Origin of the sequence: Pseudomonas sp. S4_EA_1b (assembly GCF_016307435.1) — a bacterium.
GTDB lineage: Bacteria > Pseudomonadota > Gammaproteobacteria > Pseudomonadales > Pseudomonadaceae > Aquipseudomonas > Aquipseudomonas rhodesiae.
The window spans coordinates 1-22,517 of sequence record NZ_JAEILC010000146.1 but is presented as its reverse complement, the minus strand read 5'-3'; the positions used below and the strand labels follow the sequence as shown (position 1 = coordinate 22,517).

General features: G+C 63.7%; 18 protein-coding genes. 9 read left to right on the top strand and 9 right to left on the bottom strand.

Annotated elements, in window-relative coordinates:
- Window positions 1-98 precede the first annotated feature (98 nt).
- The 3 genes from pvdO to pvdM are packed head-to-tail and all read right to left on the bottom strand — an operon-like array spanning window position 99 to window position 3,646.
- A complete protein-coding gene (gene pvdO, locus YA0848_RS32840; protein ID WP_169868061.1) occupies window positions 99-971 on the bottom strand; it encodes a dihydropyoverdine dehydrogenase in 873 nt (290 codons plus the stop codon).
- A gap of 34 nt (window positions 972-1,005) precedes the next feature.
- Window positions 1,006-2,277, bottom strand: coding sequence for a pyoverdine-tailoring periplasmic protein PvdN (gene pvdN / locus YA0848_RS32835; protein WP_169903181.1), 1,272 nt, complete (start codon window positions 2,275-2,277; stop codon window positions 1,006-1,008).
- 19 nt (window positions 2,278-2,296) lie between these two features.
- Window positions 2,297-3,646, bottom strand: coding sequence for a pyoverdine-tailoring dipeptidase-like protein PvdM (gene pvdM, locus YA0848_RS32830; RefSeq protein ID WP_047881891.1), 1,350 nt, complete (start codon window positions 3,644-3,646; stop codon window positions 2,297-2,299).
- A 141-nt stretch (window positions 3,647-3,787) separates the two neighbouring features.
- Here pvdM and pvdP point away from each other — a divergent pair, with 141 nt between their 5' ends.
- Together pvdP and YA0848_RS32820 are read left to right on the top strand one after the other, a co-directional pair.
- A complete protein-coding gene (pvdP, locus tag YA0848_RS32825) occupies window positions 3,788-5,419 on the top strand; it encodes a pyoverdine maturation tyrosinase PvdP (RefSeq protein ID WP_047881892.1) in 1,632 nt (543 codons plus the stop codon).
- Between the two features lie 110 nt (window positions 5,420-5,529).
- Entirely contained in the window at window positions 5,530-5,967 is a 438-nt protein-coding gene (locus YA0848_RS32820; RefSeq protein ID WP_034096981.1) for a carboxymuconolactone decarboxylase family protein, read from the top strand.
- A gap of 4 nt (window positions 5,968-5,971) precedes the next feature.
- On the opposite strand, the gene YA0848_RS32815 is transcribed toward YA0848_RS32820, so the two are convergent.
- Window positions 5,972-8,122 carry a TonB-dependent siderophore receptor gene (locus tag YA0848_RS32815; protein ID WP_169903182.1) on the bottom strand — a complete coding sequence of 717 codons (2,151 nt, stop codon included), beginning with the start codon at window positions 8,120-8,122 and terminating at the stop codon, window positions 5,972-5,974.
- A 169-nt stretch (window positions 8,123-8,291) separates the two neighbouring features.
- Between YA0848_RS32815 and YA0848_RS32810 the strand changes: the two genes are divergently transcribed.
- Window positions 8,292-9,071, top strand: coding sequence for an acetoin reductase (locus tag YA0848_RS32810; RefSeq protein ID WP_034113110.1), 780 nt, complete (start codon window positions 8,292-8,294; stop codon window positions 9,069-9,071).
- A gap of 277 nt (window positions 9,072-9,348) precedes the next feature.
- On the opposite strand, the gene YA0848_RS32805 is transcribed toward YA0848_RS32810, so the two are convergent.
- A complete protein-coding gene (locus YA0848_RS32805) occupies window positions 9,349-11,220 on the bottom strand; it encodes a sigma-54-dependent Fis family transcriptional regulator (RefSeq protein ID WP_034096984.1) in 1,872 nt (623 codons plus the stop codon).
- Between the two features lie 309 nt (window positions 11,221-11,529).
- Here YA0848_RS32805 and YA0848_RS32800 point away from each other — a divergent pair, with 309 nt between their 5' ends.
- From YA0848_RS32800 to YA0848_RS32785, 4 genes are all read left to right on the top strand, one after another.
- On the top strand, window positions 11,530-12,507 hold the full coding sequence (locus YA0848_RS32800) for a thiamine pyrophosphate-dependent dehydrogenase E1 component subunit alpha (RefSeq protein WP_034096985.1): 978 nt from the start codon (window positions 11,530-11,532) through the stop codon (window positions 12,505-12,507).
- Window positions 12,508-12,533: 26 nt separating this feature from the next.
- Window positions 12,534-13,553 (top strand): alpha-ketoacid dehydrogenase subunit beta, encoded by a 1,020-nt coding sequence (locus tag YA0848_RS32795; RefSeq protein WP_034096986.1) that lies wholly within the window; start codon window positions 12,534-12,536, stop codon window positions 13,551-13,553.
- A complete protein-coding gene (locus YA0848_RS32790) occupies window positions 13,550-14,650 on the top strand; it encodes an acetoin dehydrogenase dihydrolipoyllysine-residue acetyltransferase subunit (protein ID WP_047881896.1) in 1,101 nt (366 codons plus the stop codon). Before YA0848_RS32795 ends, YA0848_RS32790 begins: the two co-directional genes overlap by 4 nt.
- A 165-nt stretch (window positions 14,651-14,815) precedes the next feature.
- A complete protein-coding gene (locus tag YA0848_RS32785; protein WP_034096988.1) occupies window positions 14,816-15,232 on the top strand; it encodes an SRPBCC family protein in 417 nt (138 codons plus the stop codon).
- Between the two features lie 54 nt (window positions 15,233-15,286).
- Here the strand turns inward: YA0848_RS32785 and YA0848_RS32780 are convergent, their stop codons facing one another.
- A complete protein-coding gene (locus YA0848_RS32780; RefSeq protein ID WP_034096989.1) occupies window positions 15,287-16,678 on the bottom strand; it encodes a sensor histidine kinase in 1,392 nt (463 codons plus the stop codon).
- Window positions 16,656-17,339: a response regulator transcription factor gene (locus YA0848_RS32775; protein ID WP_034096990.1), complete on the bottom strand. Its 684-nt coding sequence runs from the start codon at window positions 17,337-17,339 to the stop codon at window positions 16,656-16,658. The genes YA0848_RS32780 and YA0848_RS32775 overlap by 23 nt, the downstream gene beginning before the upstream one ends.
- A gap of 289 nt (window positions 17,340-17,628) precedes the next feature.
- On the opposite strand from YA0848_RS32775, the gene YA0848_RS32770 reads away from it, so the two are divergent.
- Complete coding sequence (locus YA0848_RS32770; protein ID WP_034096991.1) at window positions 17,629-18,522, top strand: hypothetical protein; 894 nt, start codon at window positions 17,629-17,631, stop codon at window positions 18,520-18,522.
- 86 nt (window positions 18,523-18,608) lie between these two features.
- On the opposite strand, the gene YA0848_RS32765 is transcribed toward YA0848_RS32770, so the two are convergent.
- Window positions 18,609-19,844, bottom strand: a complete 1,236-nt coding sequence (locus YA0848_RS32765; protein WP_034096992.1) for a multidrug effflux MFS transporter — start codon at window positions 19,842-19,844, stop codon at window positions 18,609-18,611.
- 92 nt (window positions 19,845-19,936) lie between these two features.
- On the opposite strand from YA0848_RS32765, the gene pdxR reads away from it, so the two are divergent.
- Window positions 19,937-21,352 (top strand): MocR-like pyridoxine biosynthesis transcription factor PdxR, encoded by a 1,416-nt coding sequence (gene pdxR / locus YA0848_RS32760; RefSeq protein ID WP_198712576.1) that lies wholly within the window; start codon window positions 19,937-19,939, stop codon window positions 21,350-21,352.
- A gap of 19 nt (window positions 21,353-21,371) precedes the next feature.
- On the opposite strand, the gene YA0848_RS32755 is transcribed toward pdxR, so the two are convergent.
- Window positions 21,372-22,280 carry a MurR/RpiR family transcriptional regulator gene (locus YA0848_RS32755; RefSeq protein WP_169903186.1) on the bottom strand — a complete coding sequence of 303 codons (909 nt, stop codon included), beginning with the start codon at window positions 22,278-22,280 and terminating at the stop codon, window positions 21,372-21,374.
- Between the last annotated feature and the right edge of the window lie 237 nt (window positions 22,281-22,517).

Below are 22,517 nucleotides of genomic sequence, written 5' to 3'. Positions count from 1 at the left end.
CCCCCCGCCGCGGCGGGGGGGGGGGGGGGGCCGCCCCGCCCCGCGCGCCGGCCCCCCCCCCCCCCCCCCCCACCGCAAGTCCTTTCACCACAACCCAATCAGAGGTCGCGCACGACCCTGAACCCAATCCAATCCCCGCGTGTCTGCGGGTAGATATTGTTGCGGTTGCCCGAGCGTGAGAACACCGGTGCTTCGCCCCAGTCATTGCCACGGATCTGGTAAGACTCGCAGTTCGGTTCAACCCAGGCGCTGCCGTCGGTAGGTGCGCCGATGTAGTTGGGGTGTTCGCAATCGGCCACGCGTTCGTAGACATTGCCGTGCATGTCGTACAGGCCAAACGCATTCGGTGGGTAGCTGCCCACTGGCGAGGAATAGCTGTAGCCGTCCGCCGGGCCGTAGGTATTGGCGTGTTCGGCGATGCTGTAGTCCTTGCCCGCATCGAACGGGAAGGGGAATGGCCCGGTGGAGCCGGCGCGGGCGGCGTACTCGCGCTGGGCCTCGCTGACCATGTGGTACTGCTGGCCGGTCTTCTTCGACAGCCAGGCCACGTAGTTTTTTATATCGTCCATGTCCATGCACACCGCCGGCTGGCGTGGGCCTTGGGGATAGCGCGGCTTGCTGGCGATACATTCGCGGCCGGGGCGAGTGTCGCCGTCGGCGATCTTTACGCCGGTCTGGCGCACGTAGCTGTCCCATTCGCCGGCAGTGATCTGGAAGCGGCTCATGGCGAACGGCTTGGCAAACGTCACGTCGTGCATCGGCCCTTCGTCTGGCTCGCGGCCGACTTCATCTTCCGGCGTGCCCATGGTGAAGGTGCCGGCGGGCAGCACCACCATTTCCGGGCAGTCCTTGCAGTCCTTGAACACTTTGCCGGCGGCTGGCGCGGCGGCGTGGGCCAGGCTCGGCAGGCAGGCGCCGCACACGGCGGTCAGGGCCAGGGCGGTCAAAGGTTTGAATCGGGATGCGCGCATAGGGGGCCTCGGGTTCAAAAGGTGAAAATAGGCATCACGCCCGTGCGCTGAGCAGGGTCATGAAGCGTTGGATCTCTTCGCTGGAATTGAGCAGGCCAGGCGCGGTGCGGATCACTGGGCCGACGTCGCGGTCCACCGCATCGATCACCACGCGCTGGCGCACCATGTGCGCCGCCACGGCCTCGCAGTCCTGGCCCTTGACCCGGAAAAACGTGAAGCCGGCCGACAGCTCGCTACTCTGCGGTGTAACCAGTTCGATGCGCGGATGGGCCTGCAACTGTTCCTTGAATTCACGGTTGAGCGCGTGGATGCGCGCCTGCACCGGCGCCTTGCCCAGTTGCAAGTGCAGCTTGAATGCCTCGTCCGCCGCCCAGCGATGTTCGAACGCATGGAAGCCACCCGGGGTCATGATGGTGGCGAAATCCTTGTCCTCGGAAAACGTCGGCACCATGGGCGTGACGTATTTGTTTTCGGGGTCGCGGGCGCAGACCAGACCGGTGCCGCGCGGGCCGAACATCCACTTATGGGTGCCGGCGATGAAAAAGTCGCAGTGCATGTCCGGGAAATCGAGGTTCTCTACGCCCATACCGTGCACGCCATCCACCACATACAGAATGCGATCACGTTCGTCGCGCTGGCGGTTGTGGTCGGCCACCAGCGTGCCGATTTCGCCAATGGGCAGCTTCACACCGCTGCCGGACTGCACCCAGGTCATGCCCAGCACCCGGGTGTTGGGGCGGATGGCGCGCTGGATATTGCCCAGCACTTCATCGACCGATACTCGGCTGGGGCTTTCGAACAGGCTGATCCGCCGCACCTGGGTGCCTTGTTGTCGCGCCCGAAAATCCAGCACGTTCTGGGTCGCGTAATGCTCGTGAACGGTGGTGAGAATCTCCTGGTCGGCGCGCACATGGAGGCCGCCGTAAATCATGGCCAAGCCTTCGGAGGTGCTGCCGGTGAGGGCGATCTGCGGCGGCGTGGCCTTGAGGTAACGCCCGGCCCATTCGCGCACCTGGCCTTCGCGCTTCCAGGTTTCCTGCAGGTCCCAGTCCATGGCCAGGCCGGGGTTGCGATCGATCTGCACGCGGTAGCGTTCAATGGCCTCGCGCACGGGCCTGGGGTGCGACGCCACCAGGAAGTTGGAAAAGTGCAGGTAGTCCGGGTCTTGGTTGAATAATTGCTTGAAACCCGCCCATGGGTTGTTCGTTGGTTCGGCGGCTGCGACCTGGGGTAGAAGGGCGGCGCCCAGAGGCAGGCTGGCGGCCAACACCCCAGCGTGCTTGAGAAATGTACGACGGTCGGTCATGGACTTACTTCATGGTTGATTAGCGTTGCGCCACAGGTTTGGCGGCGTGTTGAACCTGCTCCCACACGCGCAGGAAATTGCCGCCCCACAGCTTGGCGATATCCGCCTCGGAGTAGCCGCGCTGGATCAGTTCGGCGGTGACGTTGCGAATCTCGCCAACGTTGTTCCAGCCGTCGATACCGCCGCCGTCGTTGAAGTCCGACGACAGGCCCACATGGTCGATGCCGATCTTGCGCACGGTGTAATCGATGGCATCCCCCAGGTCCTTGAGGCTGGCCTTGGGTTCTTCGTCGAGGATGGCGTACAGCGCGCTGGCGTACTCGCCGAACTTCTGCTCCGGCCAGGCGGCGATGATCGCGTCGCCCGGCATCAGCGCCATGGCCAGGTTGGGCAGCGGCGGCAGGTCGAAGCGCGCGCGCAGTTGGTTGAGCTTGTCCTGGGTCGGTTGGCTGAGTGGGCGCAGGTAGGCCGAGAAGCCGACAATCTGCACCACGCCGCCACTCTGCTTGATCAGTTGCAGCTCTTTGTCGCTGAGGTTGCGCGGAATATCCACCGCCGCCCGCGGCGCCGAGTGCGACGCCACCATCGGCGTACGGCTCAGTTGCGCCACTTGCTCCAAGGCCTTGGTCGACATCTGCGAAACATCGATGATCACCCCCAGGTCATTGAGGCGCTGCACGGCTTGCTTGCCGATGTCCGAAAGCCCATCCAGCGCATCCACCGAATCATTGAAAAACGGCAGTGGGCGCGACGAGTCGGACCAGGCGTTATTGCCCACGTAGCTGAAACCGAACATGCGCATGCCGCGCGCGGCCCACAGGTCAAGCTGGTTCAGGTCGTTGCCCAAGGGGTAGGCGTTGAGCATGCTGATGAAAATCGCAAACTTGCCTTCCCCGTGCAGGCGCCGAAAGTCATCCGGGGTGTAGGCGATGGCGACCTGGTTGGGGAAGTCGCGCACCATGGCGCTGATGATCTTGTAGCGCACCTCCTGCTCGTGGCGCGCCGCTTCGATGAAGCCTTCGGTCGGCTTGTGCGGAGCATTGGGGCCGTTCCAGATTTCCGGCCAGCCGAAGATCGTCAGCGCCGCGCCGGACAAGCGTCCGCGCGCGGCCTTGACCAGGTCGAACTGGCCTTCACCGTCCTTGTCCGCCTCGTTGCCGGCGGTGCCGAAATCGATGGGCACGGTGATATGGCTGTCGAACGACAGCACGCGATTCTGCAGCTCATTGGCCTGCTTGATCACCGCCAGCGGGTAACCGGCATTGCCTTTGAACCAGTGATCCCAGACCAGCCAGCCAGCCCCGGCACCGATGGCCAGCGCCAGCGGCAAGCCGATAAACAGCGCCTTGTTCGAACGTGGTTTTGTCATTGCCATCTCAGTCAGTTGAGGCCATCGCTATCAGGGAAGAACGAGCCATGGGCGGCGAAATTTAGGCGCTGGCGGCGCGCGGTAAATTTCCCCGGGCTGCGTACGTTCTAGCTCTGATAAAGGCGTTTCCTAAGGTAGACAATGACCCTCTCTCGACGTGGCTTCATCGCCGGCCTGGCGCTCACAGGTGCCGCGGTGCCGGCGGCTTTCTATGCCCATCGCGAGTTGACGCGCGAAGAAGCGTTGCCCACCACTCCCGGCGAAGCCACGGTGGACCTGGCCGACAGCGCCGGGCAGCACCTGGCCAACACCTTGCGTGGGGTGTGGAGCCTGCGTCTGGAAGGTCGCGATGCCGGCCTCAAGGGCCTGCCGTTGGAGGGCCTGCAATTGCTGCTGGACATCGCCCCCCGTGGCCGCGGCCTGCGCGGCTACCTGGACACCGCCGCCAATCTGCGTGCCGAGGGCGAGCCGCGCTACCGCGTGCTCGGCGATCTGGTAACGGGCGAGGGCGCTTTGCTCTACTGGCGCCTGATCGACCGCAACGCCACCAACGGCGTGCCGGCCTACGAATTCAAAATGACCCTCGACGAAGTCTGGGCCGATTTCGCCAACGCCGGCAGCAGCACCCTCAGCGGGCAGATCCTCGACCTCGATCGCCCCCTGGCCATGACCGAGCGCGATAACCGTTTTATTGCCCACAAGCACAGTTTCCCCGAAGCCCGCCAACGCATTGGCCTGGACCCGACCCTGCTGGCCTGGTTGATCGCCCCCGAACATCGCCTGTTCCATCAGCTGTGGCACGCCACCCGCGATCAATGGCACAAGCTCCCCGACGACAAGCGCGATGCCTTGCGCGGTATCGGTTGGCAGCCTGGTCCGCGCGGCCAGGAGCGCGACGCGCGCGGTGACCGCAAGGACCGCAACGGCTCGGGTATCGACTTTTTTTTTATGCACCGACATATGCTCGGCAAGGCCCGCGCTATGCAGGACTTGCCTTCCTGGCCGCAATTCCCCGCGCCGCAACCGCCCCTGGAACGCGATCGCCTGGGCTTTCTGCGCTATTTCGATAACCATGACGGCTTCGCGCTGCCGCCCACTTGGTCGGCCCCGGACGACAGCGATTACACCCAATGGGTCAGCGATATCAAGGCCGCCGAGACCTACCACAGCAACTTCCAAGTGTGGGAATCCCAGTACCGCGACCCGCGCTACCTGGCCAAACTGACCCTGGGGCAACTGGGTTCTGAAATGGAATTGGGCCTGCACGACTGGCTGCACATGCGCTGGGCCTCGGTGCCGCGCGACCCTTCCAACGGCGCCCCGGTGCCATTTGCCCGCGACCCGGCGGACTTCGCGCCACGCTGGTATACGGCCGAGAACGACTTCCTCGGCGACCCGTTTTCCTCCCACGTCAACCCGGTGTTCTGGCACTTCCACGGCTGGATCGACGACCGCGTCGAAGACTGGTTTCGCGCCCACGAGCGCTTCCACCCCGGCGAGGTCAGCCGCCTGGAGGTCAACGGCGTGCCTTGGTTCGCCCAGGGGCGCTGGGTCGAAGTGGGCGACCCGTGGCTCGGTCCGGACACCCATGGGTGCAGCACCACCCCAGGGCTGCAGATGGGCAAGTCGATGGAAATGGACCCGGAGACCATGAAACTCGCGCTGCGGATCACCTTTGGCGCCGATGAGCAGGCATTGCAGGGCTTGTTCAAACGCGTGCCGCAACGGCCCTGGTATGCGCGGCATTTGAAGGTCAAGACGCGGGAGCAGTAAGGGGATAACAGGGCAACATTGGTCACCCATTCTTCGCCGTAATTGGCTATTTCTCCCGCACGGGCCGGTGGCTAACCTAGCCACCACTTCCCACCGTTCTGGAGTTCCCCATGCAAAGCCGTATCGATTTCTACAACGCTTCCCCGGACGCCATGAAAGCCATGCTCGCCCTCGAAGCCGCCGTGGGTAAATTGTCCATCGAACTGCCGCTGCTCGAACTGATCCGCCTGCGCGTGTCGCAGATCAACGGCTGTGCATTCTGCCTCGATATGCACACCGCCGACGCCCGCAAGGGCGGTGAGACCGAACGGCGGCTGTACACGCTGTCGGCGTGGCGCGAGACGCCGTTTTTCACCCCACGCGAACGTGCCGCGCTGGCCTGGGCCGAAAGCCTGACCCTGATCAGCCAGACCCACGCGCCGGACGCTGACTACACGGCATTGGCTGCCGAATTCAGCGCCCAGGAACAGGTCGATCTGAGCCTGGCCATCGCCACCATCAACAGCTGGAACCGCCTCGCCGTGGGCTTTCGCAAGATGCCCAAGTAACGTCTTAGAAATTCACCGTGGCACTCAGGCGCGCCGTCAGCGGTGCGCCCTGGAACAGGTAGTCGTCGCCCAGGTATTCGCCCGCGTCGCGCCAATAGCGCTTGTCGAACAGGTTGTCGACGCTCAGGCGCAACACGGTTTCGTAACCGTCGACGTGGGTGGTGTAGCGGCTGCCGACGTTGACCACCGCGTAATCGCCCACCTCCACATTACCGCTGCGGTTGGCGTACTTCTTGGCGCTGTATTGCACGCCACCCAGCAGCGCCAGGCCATTGACCCACGGCAGCGCATAGTCGGCGTAGAGGCTGGCGCGCAGTTTGGGCACGTTGATCGCCTGGTGCCCTTCATAGGCTGCTGTACCGCTGCCGCTCACCCGTGCACGAATCGCCGCCACGCTGGTGGCGATCTGCAAACGCTCGGTGGCCCAGCCATTGGCCGACACTTCCAACCCGGTGTTTTTCTGCTCGCCCTGTTGCACATAGGTAAAGCTGCCGGCGCCGTCGGGCCTGGCGTACTGGTAGGCCTGGCGGGTCTGGAACAGCGCCGCCGCGAAGCTGATGCGGCGCCAATCGTATTTGACTCCGGCTTCGATCTGCCGCGAGGTGGTCGGTGCCAGGGTCTCACTGGCATTGGTCGCGAACCACGGCGCGGCGCCTCCCAGAGACAAGCCTTTGCTGTAGCTGGTGTACAGCGACACGCTGTCCACCGGCTTATAGATCAACGCCGCCTGGGGCAGGAACACATACTGCTGCGTGTGGCGGGACGGGCTGCCGTTGCTGTCGAATGCCTGTTCATCGAGACGCACTTCACGCCCACCGAGCACCGTTTGCCACTGCTCGTTAAAACGGATGCGGTCGGTGACGAATAGGCCGTACTGGCGGCTGTCGAGGCTGCGGTGGCTGTCGTTGAGGGGCACGTCGGTGGGCGCGAAGGTCGTGGCGTCCTGGTGGATATTGCCGCTGCCGATCCGTTCGTTGACCGCTGTGCGCTGGTCGATGACCCGGCGGAACGCGCTGGTGCCGAAGGTCAATTCGTGGCCCAGGCCTGCAGTGTCGAACAGGCCGGTCATGGCGGCCTGCATTTCGTCGTCGCGCCGGGTGTCGTCGGGGCTGCGATAGTCGTAGATGTCGTAGTCGCCTTCGGGGCTGAAGGTGTTGGCATTGCAGCTGCCAATGTAATAACAACCCCAGGCGAACGAGCTGTAGTCATCGATCACCACTTTGCTGCGCGCGGCGCTGAGCTGGCCGGTCCATTGATCGCTGAAGCGGTATTCGAACTTGCCGTTGAGGTTCAGCGAGTCGATGTCCACCGGTTTGGCGCCGCTCTGGTGCCCCAGCAGTTTTTTCGGTGAGGCGCCGTGGGGCACTTCGCTGCCGCCCAGCAGTTGGTAGCCCGGCACCGAGCGCTGTTGTTTGTTCTGGTATTCGGCGTCCAGTTGCAGCACGGCGTCGGGGCTGATGTTCCAGTCAAAAGCCAGGGACACAAAATCGCGCTGGCCATTGGCGTGTTCCACGTAGGAATGCAGGTCTTCGTGGGCGACGTTGGCGCGCAGGCCGAATTGCTGCTCGCTGCCGAACCAGCCGCCAACGTCGGTGGCCAGGTAACCGCTGCCGCGATCATCGGTGGAGACGGTCACCGAGCGCACGTCTTCCGGGCGCTTGGTCACATAGTTGATCACGCCGCTGGGCTCGGCAATGCCGCTCTGCACGCCCGACAGGCCCTTGAGCACTTCCACTTGCTGCTTGTTTTCCAGGGCGACGTTCTGCTCGCCGGTGATGGTGCGCCCGTTGATCTTGTAGCTGCTGGCCGCGTTCAGCGAAAAACCGCGCACTACGAAGTTTTCGTAGTAGCCGATGGGCGCATAGCTCTCGCCCACCGACGCATCGTTGCGCAGCACCTCGCTGAGCAGGCGCGCCTGCTGGTCCTTGAGCAGCGCGGCGTTGAACACGCTGACCGACGCGGGAGTGTCCAGCAGCGGCGCTTCATTGAAGCCGCCGACCGAGGCCGTCTCGGCGCGATAGCCGGACGTGTCCTGGCCCTGGACCTGCACCGCCGGCAGTTCGAGCTCGGCCGCCAGGCTATGGCCGATGCCGCCGCTGAGCAGCAGACCGAGGGCGACACGAGAAGAGGCGACAGGGCGGAAACGCAAAACCATGGGCAGGGCCTTAGAGCACGGGGCAGGGGGCGCATAAGCTAGGCATTACGGCTCGGTTTTACAAGTGAGACGTCCCGTCTCAGCTCACTCGCCGCAGCCTTATGGCCTCGACAGCCGCTTGGTGTAGCTGCGATAGACAAGGCTTCTCTCATTCGTGCAGGAGATCGTCATGGGTATCGCTGGAAAAGTTGCGCTGGTCACCGGCGCCGGGCAGGGCATCGGCCGGGCCATTGCCTTGCGCCTGGCTCAGGAGGGCGCCGATATCGCCCTGGTGGACATCAATGGCGCCAAACTCGCCGCCGTGGCCACCGAAATCACGGCCATCGGGCGCAAGGCGTCGGTGTTTATCGCCGATGTGTCCAAGCGCGAACAGGTGGTGGCGGCGGTGGAGCATGCGCACCAGACCCTGGGCGGCTTCGACATCATCGTCAATAACGCCGGGGTGGCGCAGATCGATGCACTGCTGGAGGTGACCCCGGAACAGGTCGAACGCACCTTGGGCATCAACGTGCAGGGCGTGTTGTGGGGCATCCAGGCCGCCGGCAAGAAATTCAAGGCGCTGGGGTGCAAGGGCAAGATCATCAACGCCTGCTCCATCGCCGGTCACGAAGGGTTTGCGCTGCTGGGCGTGTACTCGGCCACCAAGTTCGCCGTGCGTGCGCTGACCCAGGCGGCGGCCAAGGAACTGGCCAGCGCGGGGATCACCGTCAATGCCTACTGCCCGGGCGTCGTGGGCACCGATATGTGGGTGGAGATCGACAAGCGTATGGCCGAGATCACCGGGGCCGAGGTGGGCGCGACCTACAAGCAATACGTGGACGGCATCGCCCTGGGCCGCGCCGAAACCCCGGAGGATGTGGCGGGGCTGGTGGCGTTCCTGGCGGGGCCGGATGCGGACTACATGACGGGGCAGTCGCCCTTGATCGACGGTGGGCTGGTCTACCGCTGATCGCTCAACGCCTGCGCTGATGGTGGTTCAATTAGTATTTTTTTTCGCTGACCCACCGCCATCGGGGGGAAGCCCCCCCCCCCAGGTGGGGGGGGGGGGCCGCCGCCGTTTTGGTTGTTGCACCCCCCCTACTTCCCCCCCCCCCCCCCCCCCTGGGGGGCCACCCCCCCCCCCAATTGCCCCCCCCCCCGCCATACCCCCCTGTGGGAGGGGGCTTGCCCCCGATAGCTTTCGCTCAGGCAACAGGTGTGTCACTGACACGCCGCTATGAGCGTCCTCACTGTGTCAGGGAAGCCTTGCCGGGCATGTCGATACCCAGTTGGTTGACTCGGCGGTACAGGGTGGCTCGGGAAATGCCCAGCGCCTGGGCGGTCGGTGTTGGTTTCCAGCGATGCCGGATCAGTGCATCCAGTACCACTTGCCGTTCCGGGCTGGCGCTTTGTTCTGCCGGCGCCGCGACCTGTTCGCCGCGCACTTCCACCGGCAGGTCCGCCAATTGCAGGGTATCGCCGTCGCACACCGCGCAGGCGTACGCCAATACATGCCGCAGCTGGCGCACATTGCCCGGCCAGCCATAGCTCAACAGCACCTCAAGCGCCGCCTGGCTGATGCCCAGCGAGACCGCGCCGCCATGGGATTCCTGGGCCAGCAGACGGTGGATCAGGGCCAGTTTGTCGGTGCGATCGCGCAAGGGCGGCAGGCTCACACGGGCACAGCCGAGACGAAAGTACAGGTCTTCGCGAAAACGCCCCTCGCTCACCAGTGCCGCCAGGTCGCGGTGACTGGCGCAGATCATCTGGATATCCACCGTACGGGTTTTGGCCGCCCCCAGGGGCGCCACTTCCCCCTCGGCCATCACCCGCAGCAAGCGGGTCTGCAATGCCAGCGGCATATCGCCGATCTCATCGAGAAACAACGTGCCGCCATCGGCCTGCACCAAAAGGCCTGGCATGCCCTTGCTGGAGGCGCCGGTAAACGCCCCGGCCACATAGCCGAACAGCTCGCTTTCAATCAGGTTTTCCGGAATCGCCGCGCAGTTCACCGCCACGAACGGGCCTTGGCGTCGCGCGCTGCGCTCATGCAGCTGGCGGGCGAAGACTTCCTTGCCGGCGCCGGTCTCGCCTTGCACCAGCACCGGCAGGTTGCGGTCCTTGACCCGCACGGCCAGGCGCAGATGCTCCTCCACCCGAGGGTCGAGCTGGGTGCTGGGGGCCGTGCGCGGGCGAGGGCGCTGGGGGGTGTTGACCCGCACATGCAGCGCGCCGGGTTCGCCTAGCCAGTTCAACTGCTGGGTGCGCTGGTCGGTCACCGCCCGCAAGGCATCCAAGTCGAACACCTCGCCGATATGCGCCGGCACCTGGCCGAAGCGCCGCCGCAACGCTTGGCGTGCCTTGCTGTTGAGGGCCAGCAGGCGCCCGTCCTGGTCCCAGGCCAGCAACAGGTCGGGCTGGCTGTCCACATAACCGGGGGTGCTGTGGGCTTGCAGCACCCAGTGCTGACGGGCGCTGTGCATGAAGAATGCATTCTCGATGGCCTGGGCGCTCTGGGCCACCATCTGGCGCACCAGGTGCTGACTGCGGCGGTCGTCCGGCGACTGGAGCGCCGAAGCATCCATCACCCCCAGCAGGTTGCCCTGGGGGTCGAAGATCGGCGCGGCGGAGCAGGTCAGGTCGATAAAGGCCGCGCGGAAGTGATCGCGTTTGTGCACGGTCACCGCTGCCTTGCTGGTCAATACCGTGGCTACGCCGCAGGTGCCTTCTTCGGCTTCCGACCAGCAGGTGCCCAGATACAGGCCGGCTTTGCGGCAATCGTTGCGAATGCGGCTGTCGACGCGATGGTCGAGGGTCTGGCCTTGGGCGTCGGTGAGCATCACGCAGTAGTCGGCATGGCGCACGCGGTGGTGCAGTTGCCCGACCTCTTCACTGGCGATGCGCATAAACAGCTCGGCGCGCTCGCGACATTCCTTGAGCAAGGGTTCGCTGAGGATGCGTGGCCCTTGCAGCGAGCCGGGGTCGAGGTGGTGTTGTTCCATGGAGCGGCGCCAGGAATCGAAAATCAGCGACGGCACCGGTGCCTGGGGCAGGCGATCGGCATTGCGGACCACGCGACTGACGCAGTCGACGTGCTCTCTGGAGTTCGCGGCGAGCATAAGGCCTCCGGTTCTCACGCGTTGTTGTTATGCCTGCCATTAAGCGCCTGCGCGCGCGGGCGGACAAGGCCGACCTGACCGATTGCCGGCGCTGAGACGCAGCGTCTCATTTGCCCTGAGACAGCGGCGGCGGGCTGCGCTGCAGCGTCTCATTCTGGGTGGGCAGGCTACCCACGTTCAAGGTCGCCGCACTGCTCTGGATCAAGGCTTTGCCAGGTTTTTGCCGGTTCTGGCACAGGCTGTGCTGAGTGGCCTGTAGCTGGCCGACGCCAGCCTTTCGTGTGTCGAGACAACCTGGAGAACAACAAGATGTCCACCCACCTGTCCACCGATCAATTGCTGCATGCCTACACCGTGATGCGCACCATCCGTGATTTCGAAGAGCGCCTGCATGTGGAATTCGCCACCGGCGAGATCCCCGGCTTCGTGCATTTGTATGCCGGCCAGGAAGCCAGTGCCGCTGGGGTCATGGCCCATCTCAACGATGACGACTGCATTGCTTCCAACCACCGTGGCCACGGCCATTGCATCGCCAAGGGCGTGGATGTGTTCGGCATGATGGCCGAGATCTACGGCAAAAAAACCGGCGTGTGCGGCGGCAAGGGCGGCTCCATGCACATCGCCGATCAGGAGAAAGGCATGCTCGGCGCCAATGGCATCGTCGGCGCCGGCGCACCGTTGGCTGCGGGGGCCGCGCTGGCCTCCAAGCTCAAGGGCAGCCAGGGCGTGGCCGTGGCGTTTTTTGGTGATGGCGGCTCCAACGAGGGCGCGGTGTTCGAAGCGATGAACCTTGCCTCGATCATGAAACTGCCCTGCCTGTTCGTTGCTGAAAACAACGGCTACGCCGAAGCCACCGGTTCCGGCTGGTCGGTAGCGTGCAAAGACATCGCCGAGCGCGCCGTGGGGTTCGGCATGCCGGGGGTGATCGTCGATGGCAATGATTTCTTCGCCGTTCATGCCGCACTGGGCGTTGCCGTCGAGCGCGCGCGCCGGGGCGAGGGACCGACCCTGGTGGAGGTCAAGTTGAGCCGTTTCTACGGCCACTTCGAAGGCGATGCCCAGACCTATCGCGGCCCGGATGAAGTGAAAAACCTGCGCGAGACCCAGGATTGCCTGGCGCTGTTCCGCCAGCGTTGCCAGGTCGAAGGCTGGCTGGACGCTGCGCAGTTCGAGCGCATCGATGGCGAGGTCGCGCAGTTGATCGAAGACGCCGTGCGCCTGGCCAAGTCCGATCCCAAGCCCCAGGCGGCCGATCTGCTCAGCGATGTCTACGTCGCCTACCGCTAATAACAACAAGACCCGGAGAGAATTTCATGGCTCGCAAAATCAGCTATCAGCAGGCAATCAACGAAGCCCTGGCCCAGGAAATGCGCCGCGACCAGAGCGTGTTTATCATCGGCCAGGACGTGTCCGGCGGCACCGGTTCGCCCGGCGAGCAGGACGCCTGGGGCGGCGTGCTCGGCGTCACGAAGGGCCTGTACCCAGAGTTTCCCGAGCGCGTGCTGGATGCGCCACTGTCCGAGGTCGGCTACGTGGGCATGGCCGTAGGCGCCGCCACCAGGGGCATGCGCCCGGTGTGCGAATTGATGTTCGTCGACTTTATCGGCTGCTGCCTCGATCAATTGCTCAACCAGGCGGCCAAGTTCCGCTATATGTTCGGCGGCAAGACCACCACGCCCCTGGTGATCCGCGCCATGTACGGCGCCGGCCTGCGCGCCGCCGCCCAGCATTCGCAGATGCTCACCTCGATGTGGACCCACATTCCCGGCCTGAAAGTGGTGTGCCCGGCCACCCCCTATGACGCCAAGGGCATGCTGATCCAGGCGATCCGCGATAACGACCCGGTGATCTTTCTCGAACACAAAATGCTCTACAGCCTGCAAGGCGAAGTACCCGAAGAGCTATATACCGTGCCATTCGGCGAGGCCAACTTTGTACGCGAAGGCCGCGACGTGACCCTGGTGACCTACGGGCGCATGGTGCATATCGCCCTGGAAGCCGCCGCCAACCTGGCGCGCCAAGGCATCGATTGCGAAGTGCTGGACCTGCGCACCACCAGCCCTCTGGACGAAGACAGCATTCTGGAAAGCGTGGAGAAAACCGGGCGCCTGGTGGTGATCGACGAGTCCAACCCGCGTTGCTCGATTGCCACCGACATCAGCGCCCTGGTGGCGCAGCGGGCCTTCGCTGCGCTGCGCGCGCCCATCGAAATGGTCACCGCGCCGCACACGCCTGTGCCGTTTTCCGATGCGCTGGAAGACCTGTACATCCCCGACGCCGCCAAGATCGAAGCCGCCGTGCTGAAAATCGCCGACAAGAGGAACGCCGCATGATCCATACCTTGACCATGCCCAAGTGGGGGCTGTCGATGACCGAAGGGCGTATCGATATCTGGCTCAAGCAACCCGGCGACCGAGTGGAGAAGGGCGAGGCCGTGTTGGATGTGGAGACCGACAAGATTTCCAGCAGTGTGGAAGCGCCGTTCAGCGGTGTGTTGCGTCGGGTCTTGGCGCTGAGCGATGAGACCTTGCCGGTGGGTGCCTTGCTCGGTGTGGTGGTGGAAGGCGAGGCCAGCGACGCCGAGATCGATGCGGTGATCGAAGGCTTCCAGGCCGGGTTCGTGTCCAATGCCGCCGAGGCCGAAACGGCCGGGCCGAGCGCGCAAAAAGTCGAGGTGGGCGGGCGCTTGCTGCGTTACCTGGACCTCGGTGAAGGCGGCACGCCGCTGGTGCTGGTGCATGGCTTTGGCGGCGACCTGAACAACTGGCTGTTCAACCAGCCGGCCCTGGCCGCCGAGCGCCGGGTGATCGCCCTGGACCTGCCGGGGCATGGTGAGTCGGGCAAGACCCTGCGCAGCGGCGAGGCGGCTGAATTAAGCGAGGCGGTGCTGGGCTTGCTCGACCATCTACAGCTGGACCGCGTGCATCTGGCCGGCCATTCCATGGGCGGGCTGGTGGCCCTGACCGTTGCCGAGCAGGCGCCCGCGCGCGTGGTCTCGCTGACCCTGATCGCCAGCGCCGGCCTGGGTGCCGATATCAATGGCGATTATCTGCAAGGGTTTGCCGACGCTAACAATCGCAACGCCCTCAAGCCGCAACTGGTGCAACTCTTCAGCGACCCGGCGCTGGTGACGCGGCAGATGCTGGAGGACATGCTCAAGTTCAAACGGTTGGAGGGCGTGGATCAGGCGCTGCGCCAGCTCAATGGGGCGCTGTTCGACGGCGGGCGGCAGAAGGTGGATGTGCGCCATGTTGTCGGTCGACAGCCGAGCCTGGTGATCTGGGGCAGCGACGACGCCATTATCCCGGCCAACCATGCCCAAGGCTTGGAGGCCCAGGTGGAAATCCTGCCGGGGCAGGGGCATATGGTGCAGTTGGAGGCGGCGGAGCAGGTTAACCAGTTGATGCTGGCGTTCCTCAAGCGCCATTGAGCTGAAACCTGTGGGCCCTGACCCACTGCAATCGGGGGCAAGNNGGGGCTTGCCCCCGATTGCGATGCGTCAGCCACACCCTTATCCGAGCATTCAGAATGGATGCAATGACGCGCCAGGCGTGGCAGTCTGGGCGACGTTTTCCATGACTTCTGGAGATTGACCGTGCCAACCGCATCCGCAGTAATTGAAATCCCTGTATCGGCCGATCAGGTCTGGCAATTGGTGGGCGGCTTCAACAGCCTGCCGGATTGGTTGCCGCTGATCGCCAAGAGCGAACCTGGCGAAGGTGGCCGCTTGCGCCATCTGACAACTGCCGACGGTGGCGTCATCGTCGAGCGTTTGCAGACCTTCGACAATGTGGCGCGCACTTACAGCTACACCATCGAGCAGTCGCCGTTTCCGGTGAGTGCGTACCTGGCGACTTTGCAGATCGAAGCCTTGACTGACACGTCGTCGAAGGTGACCTGGTCAGGGGTGTTCACCCCGTCGGCGGGCACCACGGACGAGGCGGTGGAGGAGCTGTTCGCCGGTGTCTACAAGGGTGGCGTTGAAGCGCTGCGCGCCAACTTCAAGGCCTGATTCGACCGGCAGGGTGGGGGAGGACGGCTCGCCCCCACCTCGGAGCTTACTGACTTATTCGGGCATCAGTTGCTGGCGACATTCCAGGATCAGCCGCGCGCCGCCACGGGCGCTGCTGCCCACTTCCAGCTTGAAGCCATGCAGGTTGATGATCGCCGCGACAATCGACAACCCCAGCCCGAACCCACCGGGCTGGTCGCTTTCCTCCACGCGATAAAAGCGCTGGAACACCGCCGCGCGTTCCGCCGCCGGGATGCCCGGCCCCGAATCGTGCACTTCGATGCGGGTGCTGCCCGCGTCGTTGAGCCCGCGCAAAATCACTTCGCCGCCCGGGGGGGTGAACTTGATCGAATTGCTCAACAAGTTCGCCACGGCTTCAAACAGCAGCGCGCGGTCGCCGGTGATCCACGGCAGGGACGCTGGGGCGTCCAGCACCAGTTGCAGTTCGCCTTCTTCGGCCAGCGGTAGATAGAAATCGTGCAATTCCCGCAGCAGCGGCAGCGGGTCCAGCACCAGAAAGCCTGAGCGGCGCTGGTGGTCTTCCAGCTCTGAAATACGCAACAGCCCGCGAAAACGCGCCATCAGGGTGTCGGTTTCGGCAATCGCGTCATCCAGCTTGACCGCGTAGCCCGAGTCTTGCTCGGCCTCCTGCCGGATGCGATACAGCTGCGCGCGCAGGCGCGTCAGCGGCGTACGCAGGTCGTGGGCAATGTTGTCGCACACGCCCTTGACCTCGTTCATCAACTTCTCGATACGGTCGAGCATTGCGTTGACGATGGCCGCGAGCATGTCCAATTCGTCACGTCGATTGGACAGCGGCAGGCGGTGGGTGAGGTCACCGGCGACGATGGCTTCGGCGCTGGCCTGGATGCCGCGAATGCGTCGCAGCGGGCGGCGGCGCAGCAAGTGCCAGCCGGCGGCACCGGGGATGATGGTCAGCGACAGCGCCCACAGCAGTGCGTGCCAGATGATCCGCGTCACGCCGAACAGCGAACCGTTGGCGCGCACCAGCACCAGCCAGCGGCCGTCTGCGGTGTGGGTGGCCACGGCATCGCAGCTGTCCTTGGGCAATTTCGGGTCGTCGGAATCGACGCAATTGGCCAGGGCGTAGATCTTGCCGTCCAGGGGCAGGTCGGACGGAATCGCGCGGATCGGTCCATTCAGGGGGCGGAACTGCTCGTCGAACAGGCCATAGGCATCCACGCCTTTCATGTCGAAGGTCATGCTGGTGGTCAGCGCCTCCACCAGTTCCTCGCCGTCGAAGCGCTGGAACAGGTGCTGGCGCTGCAGCAGGGAATGGCGCGACAGGTCGCTCAGGTAACCCGATACTTCGTAATACAGCACCCCCATCAGGATGCAGCTCCAGGCCACGAACAGCGAGCTGTACAGCGCCAGCAGGCGGCTGCTGGATGAGCGCCAGCCCTTAGAGGGGTTCAGCAATGACATAACCGGAACCTCGTACCGTGCGGATCAGCGGCGTGAGGCCCGGTGGGTCGATTTTCTTGCGCAGGCGTCCGATGTGCACATCGATCAGGTTGGTGCCGGGGTCGAAGTGATAGCCCCAGACTTCCTCGAAGATCATCATCCGCGACAGGATCTGCCCAGTGTTGCGCATCAGGAATTCCAACAGTTTGTATTCGGTGGGCAGTAGGGTCAGCGGCTGATCGGCGCGACTGGCTTCGCGGCTGATCAGGTTCAACTCCAGGTCGGCCACGCGCAAGGCGGTCTCGAATTCCTTGACCGTGCTTTTGCGGCGCAGCAGTACTTCGACGCGGGCGGCCATTTCATCGGAAGCGAACGGCTTGGTCAGGTAGTCATCGCCCCCGGCGCGCAGGCCGCGCACGCGTTCATCGACGTCGGAGAGGGCGCTGATCATCAGGATCGGCGTCGATACTCCAATGGTGCGCAGGGTGGTGACGATGGCCAGGCCATCCAGTTCCGGCAGCATACGGTCCAGGGTGATCAGGTCGTAATCACCACTCACGGCGCGGACCAGGCCTTCGCGGCCGTTGTCCACCCAATCAACCTCCAGTCCATGGCTACTCAGCTCGGCGACAATCTCGCGGGCCGTTACGGCGTCATCCTCGATGGTCAAAATGCGGGTCATAGGCATACCTGGCGAGCGATTCACACTAGAAGTGAGGCATTTTGCCAAGAATTGGCTGAATGCTTCCTAAATAAAACTTCATGTAGGCAAACCGAGCTCCCTTCGATGACGGAATGCAATACGCCCGCCCTGAATGAGCATTTCTTGCAAGTTGCATGGTCTTAGGAAGTTCAACTTATCTAACTTGTTGAAAATGCTAGGTTTTTATTTTTGATGCGACTGGCACGGGGCCTGCACTGTCCCTTTTGAGACTTGTAACACTATTTTTCCTGCCGGGAGCAAAACAACAATGATCACACCTTCAACCACGCTGCAAGAATCGAGCGCGCGCTCCGGGGTTTCCTGGGGGGCGATTTTTGCCGGCGCCGCTGCGGCGGCTGCACTCTCATTGATTCTGGTGTTGCTGGGCTTTGGCCTGGGCTTCTCGGCCGTTTCGCCGTGGGCCAATAGCGGCGTCAGCGCCAAGGGGCTGGGCATTTCCACAATTGTCTGGCTGGCGTTTACCCAGATCGTCGCGGCAGGGTTGGGCGGTTATATCGCCGGCCGTCTGCGGGTGAAGTGGGCCAATATGCATGGCGATGAGGTGTACTTTCGCGACACCGCCCATGGCTTCCTGGCGTGGGCCGTGGCCACGTTGATCACCGCGACCCTGGTGGTCAGTTCGGTCAGCAGTGTGGTCGGTGGCGGCGTGCAAGCCAGCGCCAGTGTGGCCTCGGGTGCGGTGCAAGCCGCCGGCAGCGCAGCGCAGGGCGTCAAGGGTGATGACTTCGGTTATTACGTCGACAGCCTGTTCCGCGATGACCGCCCAGCCGCCGTCAGTGATGACGCCGCCCATGCCGTTGTAGCGCGCATTTTTGCCCGCACCCTGAGCAATGACGGCCAACTCGCCGCCGAAGACCGTGCCTATCTGGCCCAGTTGATCAGCCAGCGCACCAACCTCAGCCAGGCCGACGCCGAAGCGCGTATCGACAAGGTTTACGGCGACGCCCGTAAAGCCGTCGAAGACGCCAAGCTCAAAGCCAAGCAAGCCGCTGACACCGCCGCCAAAGTCGCTGCCTGGACTGCACTGTGGATGTTCGTCGCGCTGCTGATCGGGGCCTTCTTCGCCAGCTTCGCCGCGACCTTCGGCGGCCGCCGCCGCGATGCCGTGGTGTATGTCGAAACCGAACATTACGTCCGTTAATTCAAGGAGAAAACAATGCGCTCATTACTGCTGTGGTTCCTCGGCGTGCCTATCCCGGTCATCATCCTGATCGCGATCTTCATGCACTAAACCCGAGTTCGGCTCGGAACCTCGTGGGAGGGCGCTTGCGCCCTCCCACTTTGTTTTGGGTGGAGCGTCATCCAGGTCGCCACCAGCAAAATACTGGCGACGCCTGTCATGATCAGCAAGGGCTGCGAGGTGCCGTCCGATAACCAACCGGTGATCCCACTGCTTATGGCGGTGAGGAACATCTGGATGAAGAAGAATAGTCCCGAGGCGGTGCCGGCAATCGCGCCATAGGGCTGCAACACCGACAGTTGGCACGCCGGAATCACCAATCCCACCGACACCATGATCACCACCATCGGCAGTACAATCGCCAGCCATTGCTGCGCCCATGCGCTTGTGGTGACGGCGAGCAGAACGCTGCCTGCCACGTTCAATGCGATGGCTGCGCTGATCAATCGGTCCGCTTCAAAGCGCAGCACCAGTCGACGAAACAGATTCGCCCCCAGCATATAGCCGCTGATCGTTGCCGCGAACACCAGCGCATAGGCCGTGGCGGATAAGCCAAAGCCCCGTTGCAGCAGCGCAGATGACTCACTGATAAAGGGAAAATACGTGCTGTACACGCAGCCGATGGCCAGCGCGTAACGCAGGAAATAGCGGTCGCGCAGCAACTGCCCATACAGACCCAGCAGATTGCCCGGTGGCGTAGCGGCTACGTGCGCCGGGCGGGTTTCCGGCAGGCGGCGATACACCGCCCCATACAACAGCGCACCGATCGCGCCCAACAGCAGAAACAAGCCACGCCACCCAAACCACGGCAGCAACAGGCTGCCCACTACCGGCGCGGCCATCGGCGACACCGCCATCGCCATGGAGATTAGCCCCAGCAGGCGTGCCTGTTCGCTGCGGTCGAAGTGATCGCGCACGATCACGCGGCCAATCACCGTGGTGCAGCAGCCGCCCAGCGCCTGAAACAACCGCGCGATTATCAGCACGACCAGACTGTCGGCCAAGGCGCAGGCCAAGGTGGCCAGCCCATACAGCGCCAGTCCCGCCAGTAACACCGGGCGACGGCCGAAGCGGTCAGTCAGCGGGCCGCTGACCAGCAGGGAAATGGCCGAACCGAGGGTGTACAGCGTGAGGGTCAATTGCAGCTGACTGTCGCTGGCCTGGAAGTAATCAGCCATGGCTGGCAGTGCTGGCAGGTGCATGTCCAGGGTGATGCGCGGCAGGCCGATCAATACGGTCAGCAGCACCAGCCAGGAACCCAGGGAAAGATCGCGTTGAGTCATGGGCAAGCTCGTGGGAGTAAGTGGAGCCGGAACTCTATCGGCTTTGTGGTTTAATCCTGTGGGCCACTTATGCCAAAAAAGAATGGACCACTATGAGCCGAGGTAAAGCTGCATCCGCCCTTGATCTGCCACGCCCCGACGCGCTGGACGCGGGCAAACAGCAGGGCGCGTACGAGGCATTGCGCGCAGCGATCCTTAACCGGCAATTGCCGGCGGGCAGTCGTTTGCCGTCCACGCGCAGCCTGGCCGAGCGGTGGCGGGTGTCCCGCGGCACGTTGGAAACTGCGTATGAACGTTTGCAGGAGGAAGGGTATGTGCAGCGCATCGCGGGGTCCGGCACGCGCGTGTGTGCGGTGATCCCCGAACACTTTATCGCGGCGCCGAGGCCACACCACATGCCGCGTCGCCCGGTACAGCCGGACCGCCCGTACGCGGGCGTGCAAAGTCATGTGCCTTTCGTCGCAAGGCGTCCGGATGCCGGCCTGTTCGACATGAAAGCCTGGGCCCGCTGCCTGTCTCGTGGGTTGTTGGCGGCGGGGCCAGGCGCGCTGGAGGCGTCCCATCCAGCGGGCGTGCCGGAGCTGCGTACCCAGATCGCCGACTACCTGCGCCGGCATCGCGGGCTGCACTGCGAGGCTGATGAAGTGATTGTCACCACCGGTATTCGACATGCCCTCGATTTGATTGCGCGCACACTGCTCAACCCTGGCGACACGGCGTGTGTCGAAGACCCTGGCTACCCACCGGCACGACGCTTGTTTGAGCTGGCCAGCGCTGGCGTACAGGCGGTGCCAGTCAGCGCTGATGGCCTCGACACCACCCAGCTCCCCGACGTTGCGCGCCTGGTCTACGTGACACCGGCCCACCAGGCGCCGCTGGGCATGACCCTGTCGGTATCACGCCGTCTGGCCTTGCTGGACTGGGCCGCACGTGCGCAGGCATGGGTGGTCGAGGACGATTACGACAGCGAATACAATTACCAGAGCGCGCCGCTGGCCGCACTCAAAGCCCTGGATTCCGGCGACCGGGTGATCTACTGCGGTAGCTTCAACAAAAATCTGTTCCCTGGCTTGCGGGTGGGCTTCATGGTAGTGCCCAAGGCGCTGCGCCGGCCGCTGCTACGCACCCTGCACCTCACCGGGCATTCGGTCGGCGCCAGTGATCAGTTGGGCTTGGTGGAGCTACTTGGCAGTGGGGCGTTTGTGCGTCATCTGCGGGCTTCACGCCAGGCTTATCTGGCCCGTCGCGATACGCTGCTCGAATGCCTCGGCGGCCACGGCAGCGTCACTGGCCAGCAGGCTGGGCTGCACTTTGTGTTGTGGCTGCCGACAGGAGCTGAAGAAGCGGACTTCTGTGCCCGGGCGGCATCTGTCGGACTCACGCTGCAACCGCTGGGCGCGTTCTGTCATGAGGCGAAGTTGCCGCCGGCGGTGATCATTGGCTACACCGCGCTGACGTTGGCGCAGATTCGTTATCACGGCCGAGCATTGGCGGCGTTGTGCCTATGAGCAGGGGCGGGCCGCGAGTTCAGTCTTCGAACCCGACCTGCTCGTGAATCTCGTCCACTTTCAATTCCAGGCGGTACGCCACCGCAATGAACAGCGCCTGGCACAGGCACAGCGTGGCGCTCAGTGAGCGGAATGCGAACGAAGAACCCTCGTTTACCAGCAGCACCGCGTTGGCCCGCTTGGCCAGGGGCGAGAGGTTGCTGTCGGTGATGATCAGGGTCTTGGCCTGGTGGTGCTGGGCGATACGCAGGCAGTGCTGGGTTTCTTTGCCGTAGGGCGTGAAGCTGATGGCGATCACCAGGTCATTGGCGCGCACACTGCGCATCTGCTCGCGGTAGCTGCCGCCCAGGCCGGAGATCAGGTGGATGCGCTTGTTGGTGTGCTGCAGGTTGTAGACCAGGTAGTCGGCCACCGCGAAGGAGCGGCGCACGCCGACCACGTAGATGTTGTCGGCATTGACCACCAGGTCCACGGCTTTTTCGAACATTGCGTCGTCCAGCTCCAGCCCCAGACGCTCGATGCCGGACAGGGTGGCATTCACGCACTCGCGCGCCAGGTCGCCGCCGCTGGCCTTCTGCGACTTGTTGGCGATCATGCTGCGGATGCGCTGCTGGTAATTCTGCACCGGGGTGGTCTTGTGGGTGTAAGCCTCGCGGAACAGCGCCTGCATCTCACTGAACCCGCTGAACCCGAAACGCTGGGAAAAACGCACGATGGCCGAGGGGTGCACTTCGCATTCGCGGGCAATGTCGCTGATACGGTCGACCATGATGCGGTCGCTTTGCTGGCTCATGTAGCTGGCGATGCGTTTGAGCTGGCGCGGCAGGCTTTCGTATTCGTCGGTAATCAGCTGCAACAGGCGTTCGGCATTGATCGGAGGGCTGGCGATGGGGTCTTCCAGGGTGGTCTCGGGATCGGTGCGGGACATGGGCAATCCTTCTGGCGTGTTCGTCTGTTGCGCTGATGGGTGGCGTCAGTCTACAGGGTAGGCGCAAAAAAATACCCCGACATCACGGCCGGTGTGGCGTGCTGAAACGATGCACGCCGGCTAGGGGGACCATTATGCCGGGTTATTGGAAAAAATATTCCACTAAAAATAAATATGGAATAAATATTGATTGGTGCCGCTGAACGTTCTAGTCTGCTCCACCAAGAGCGTTTGCCG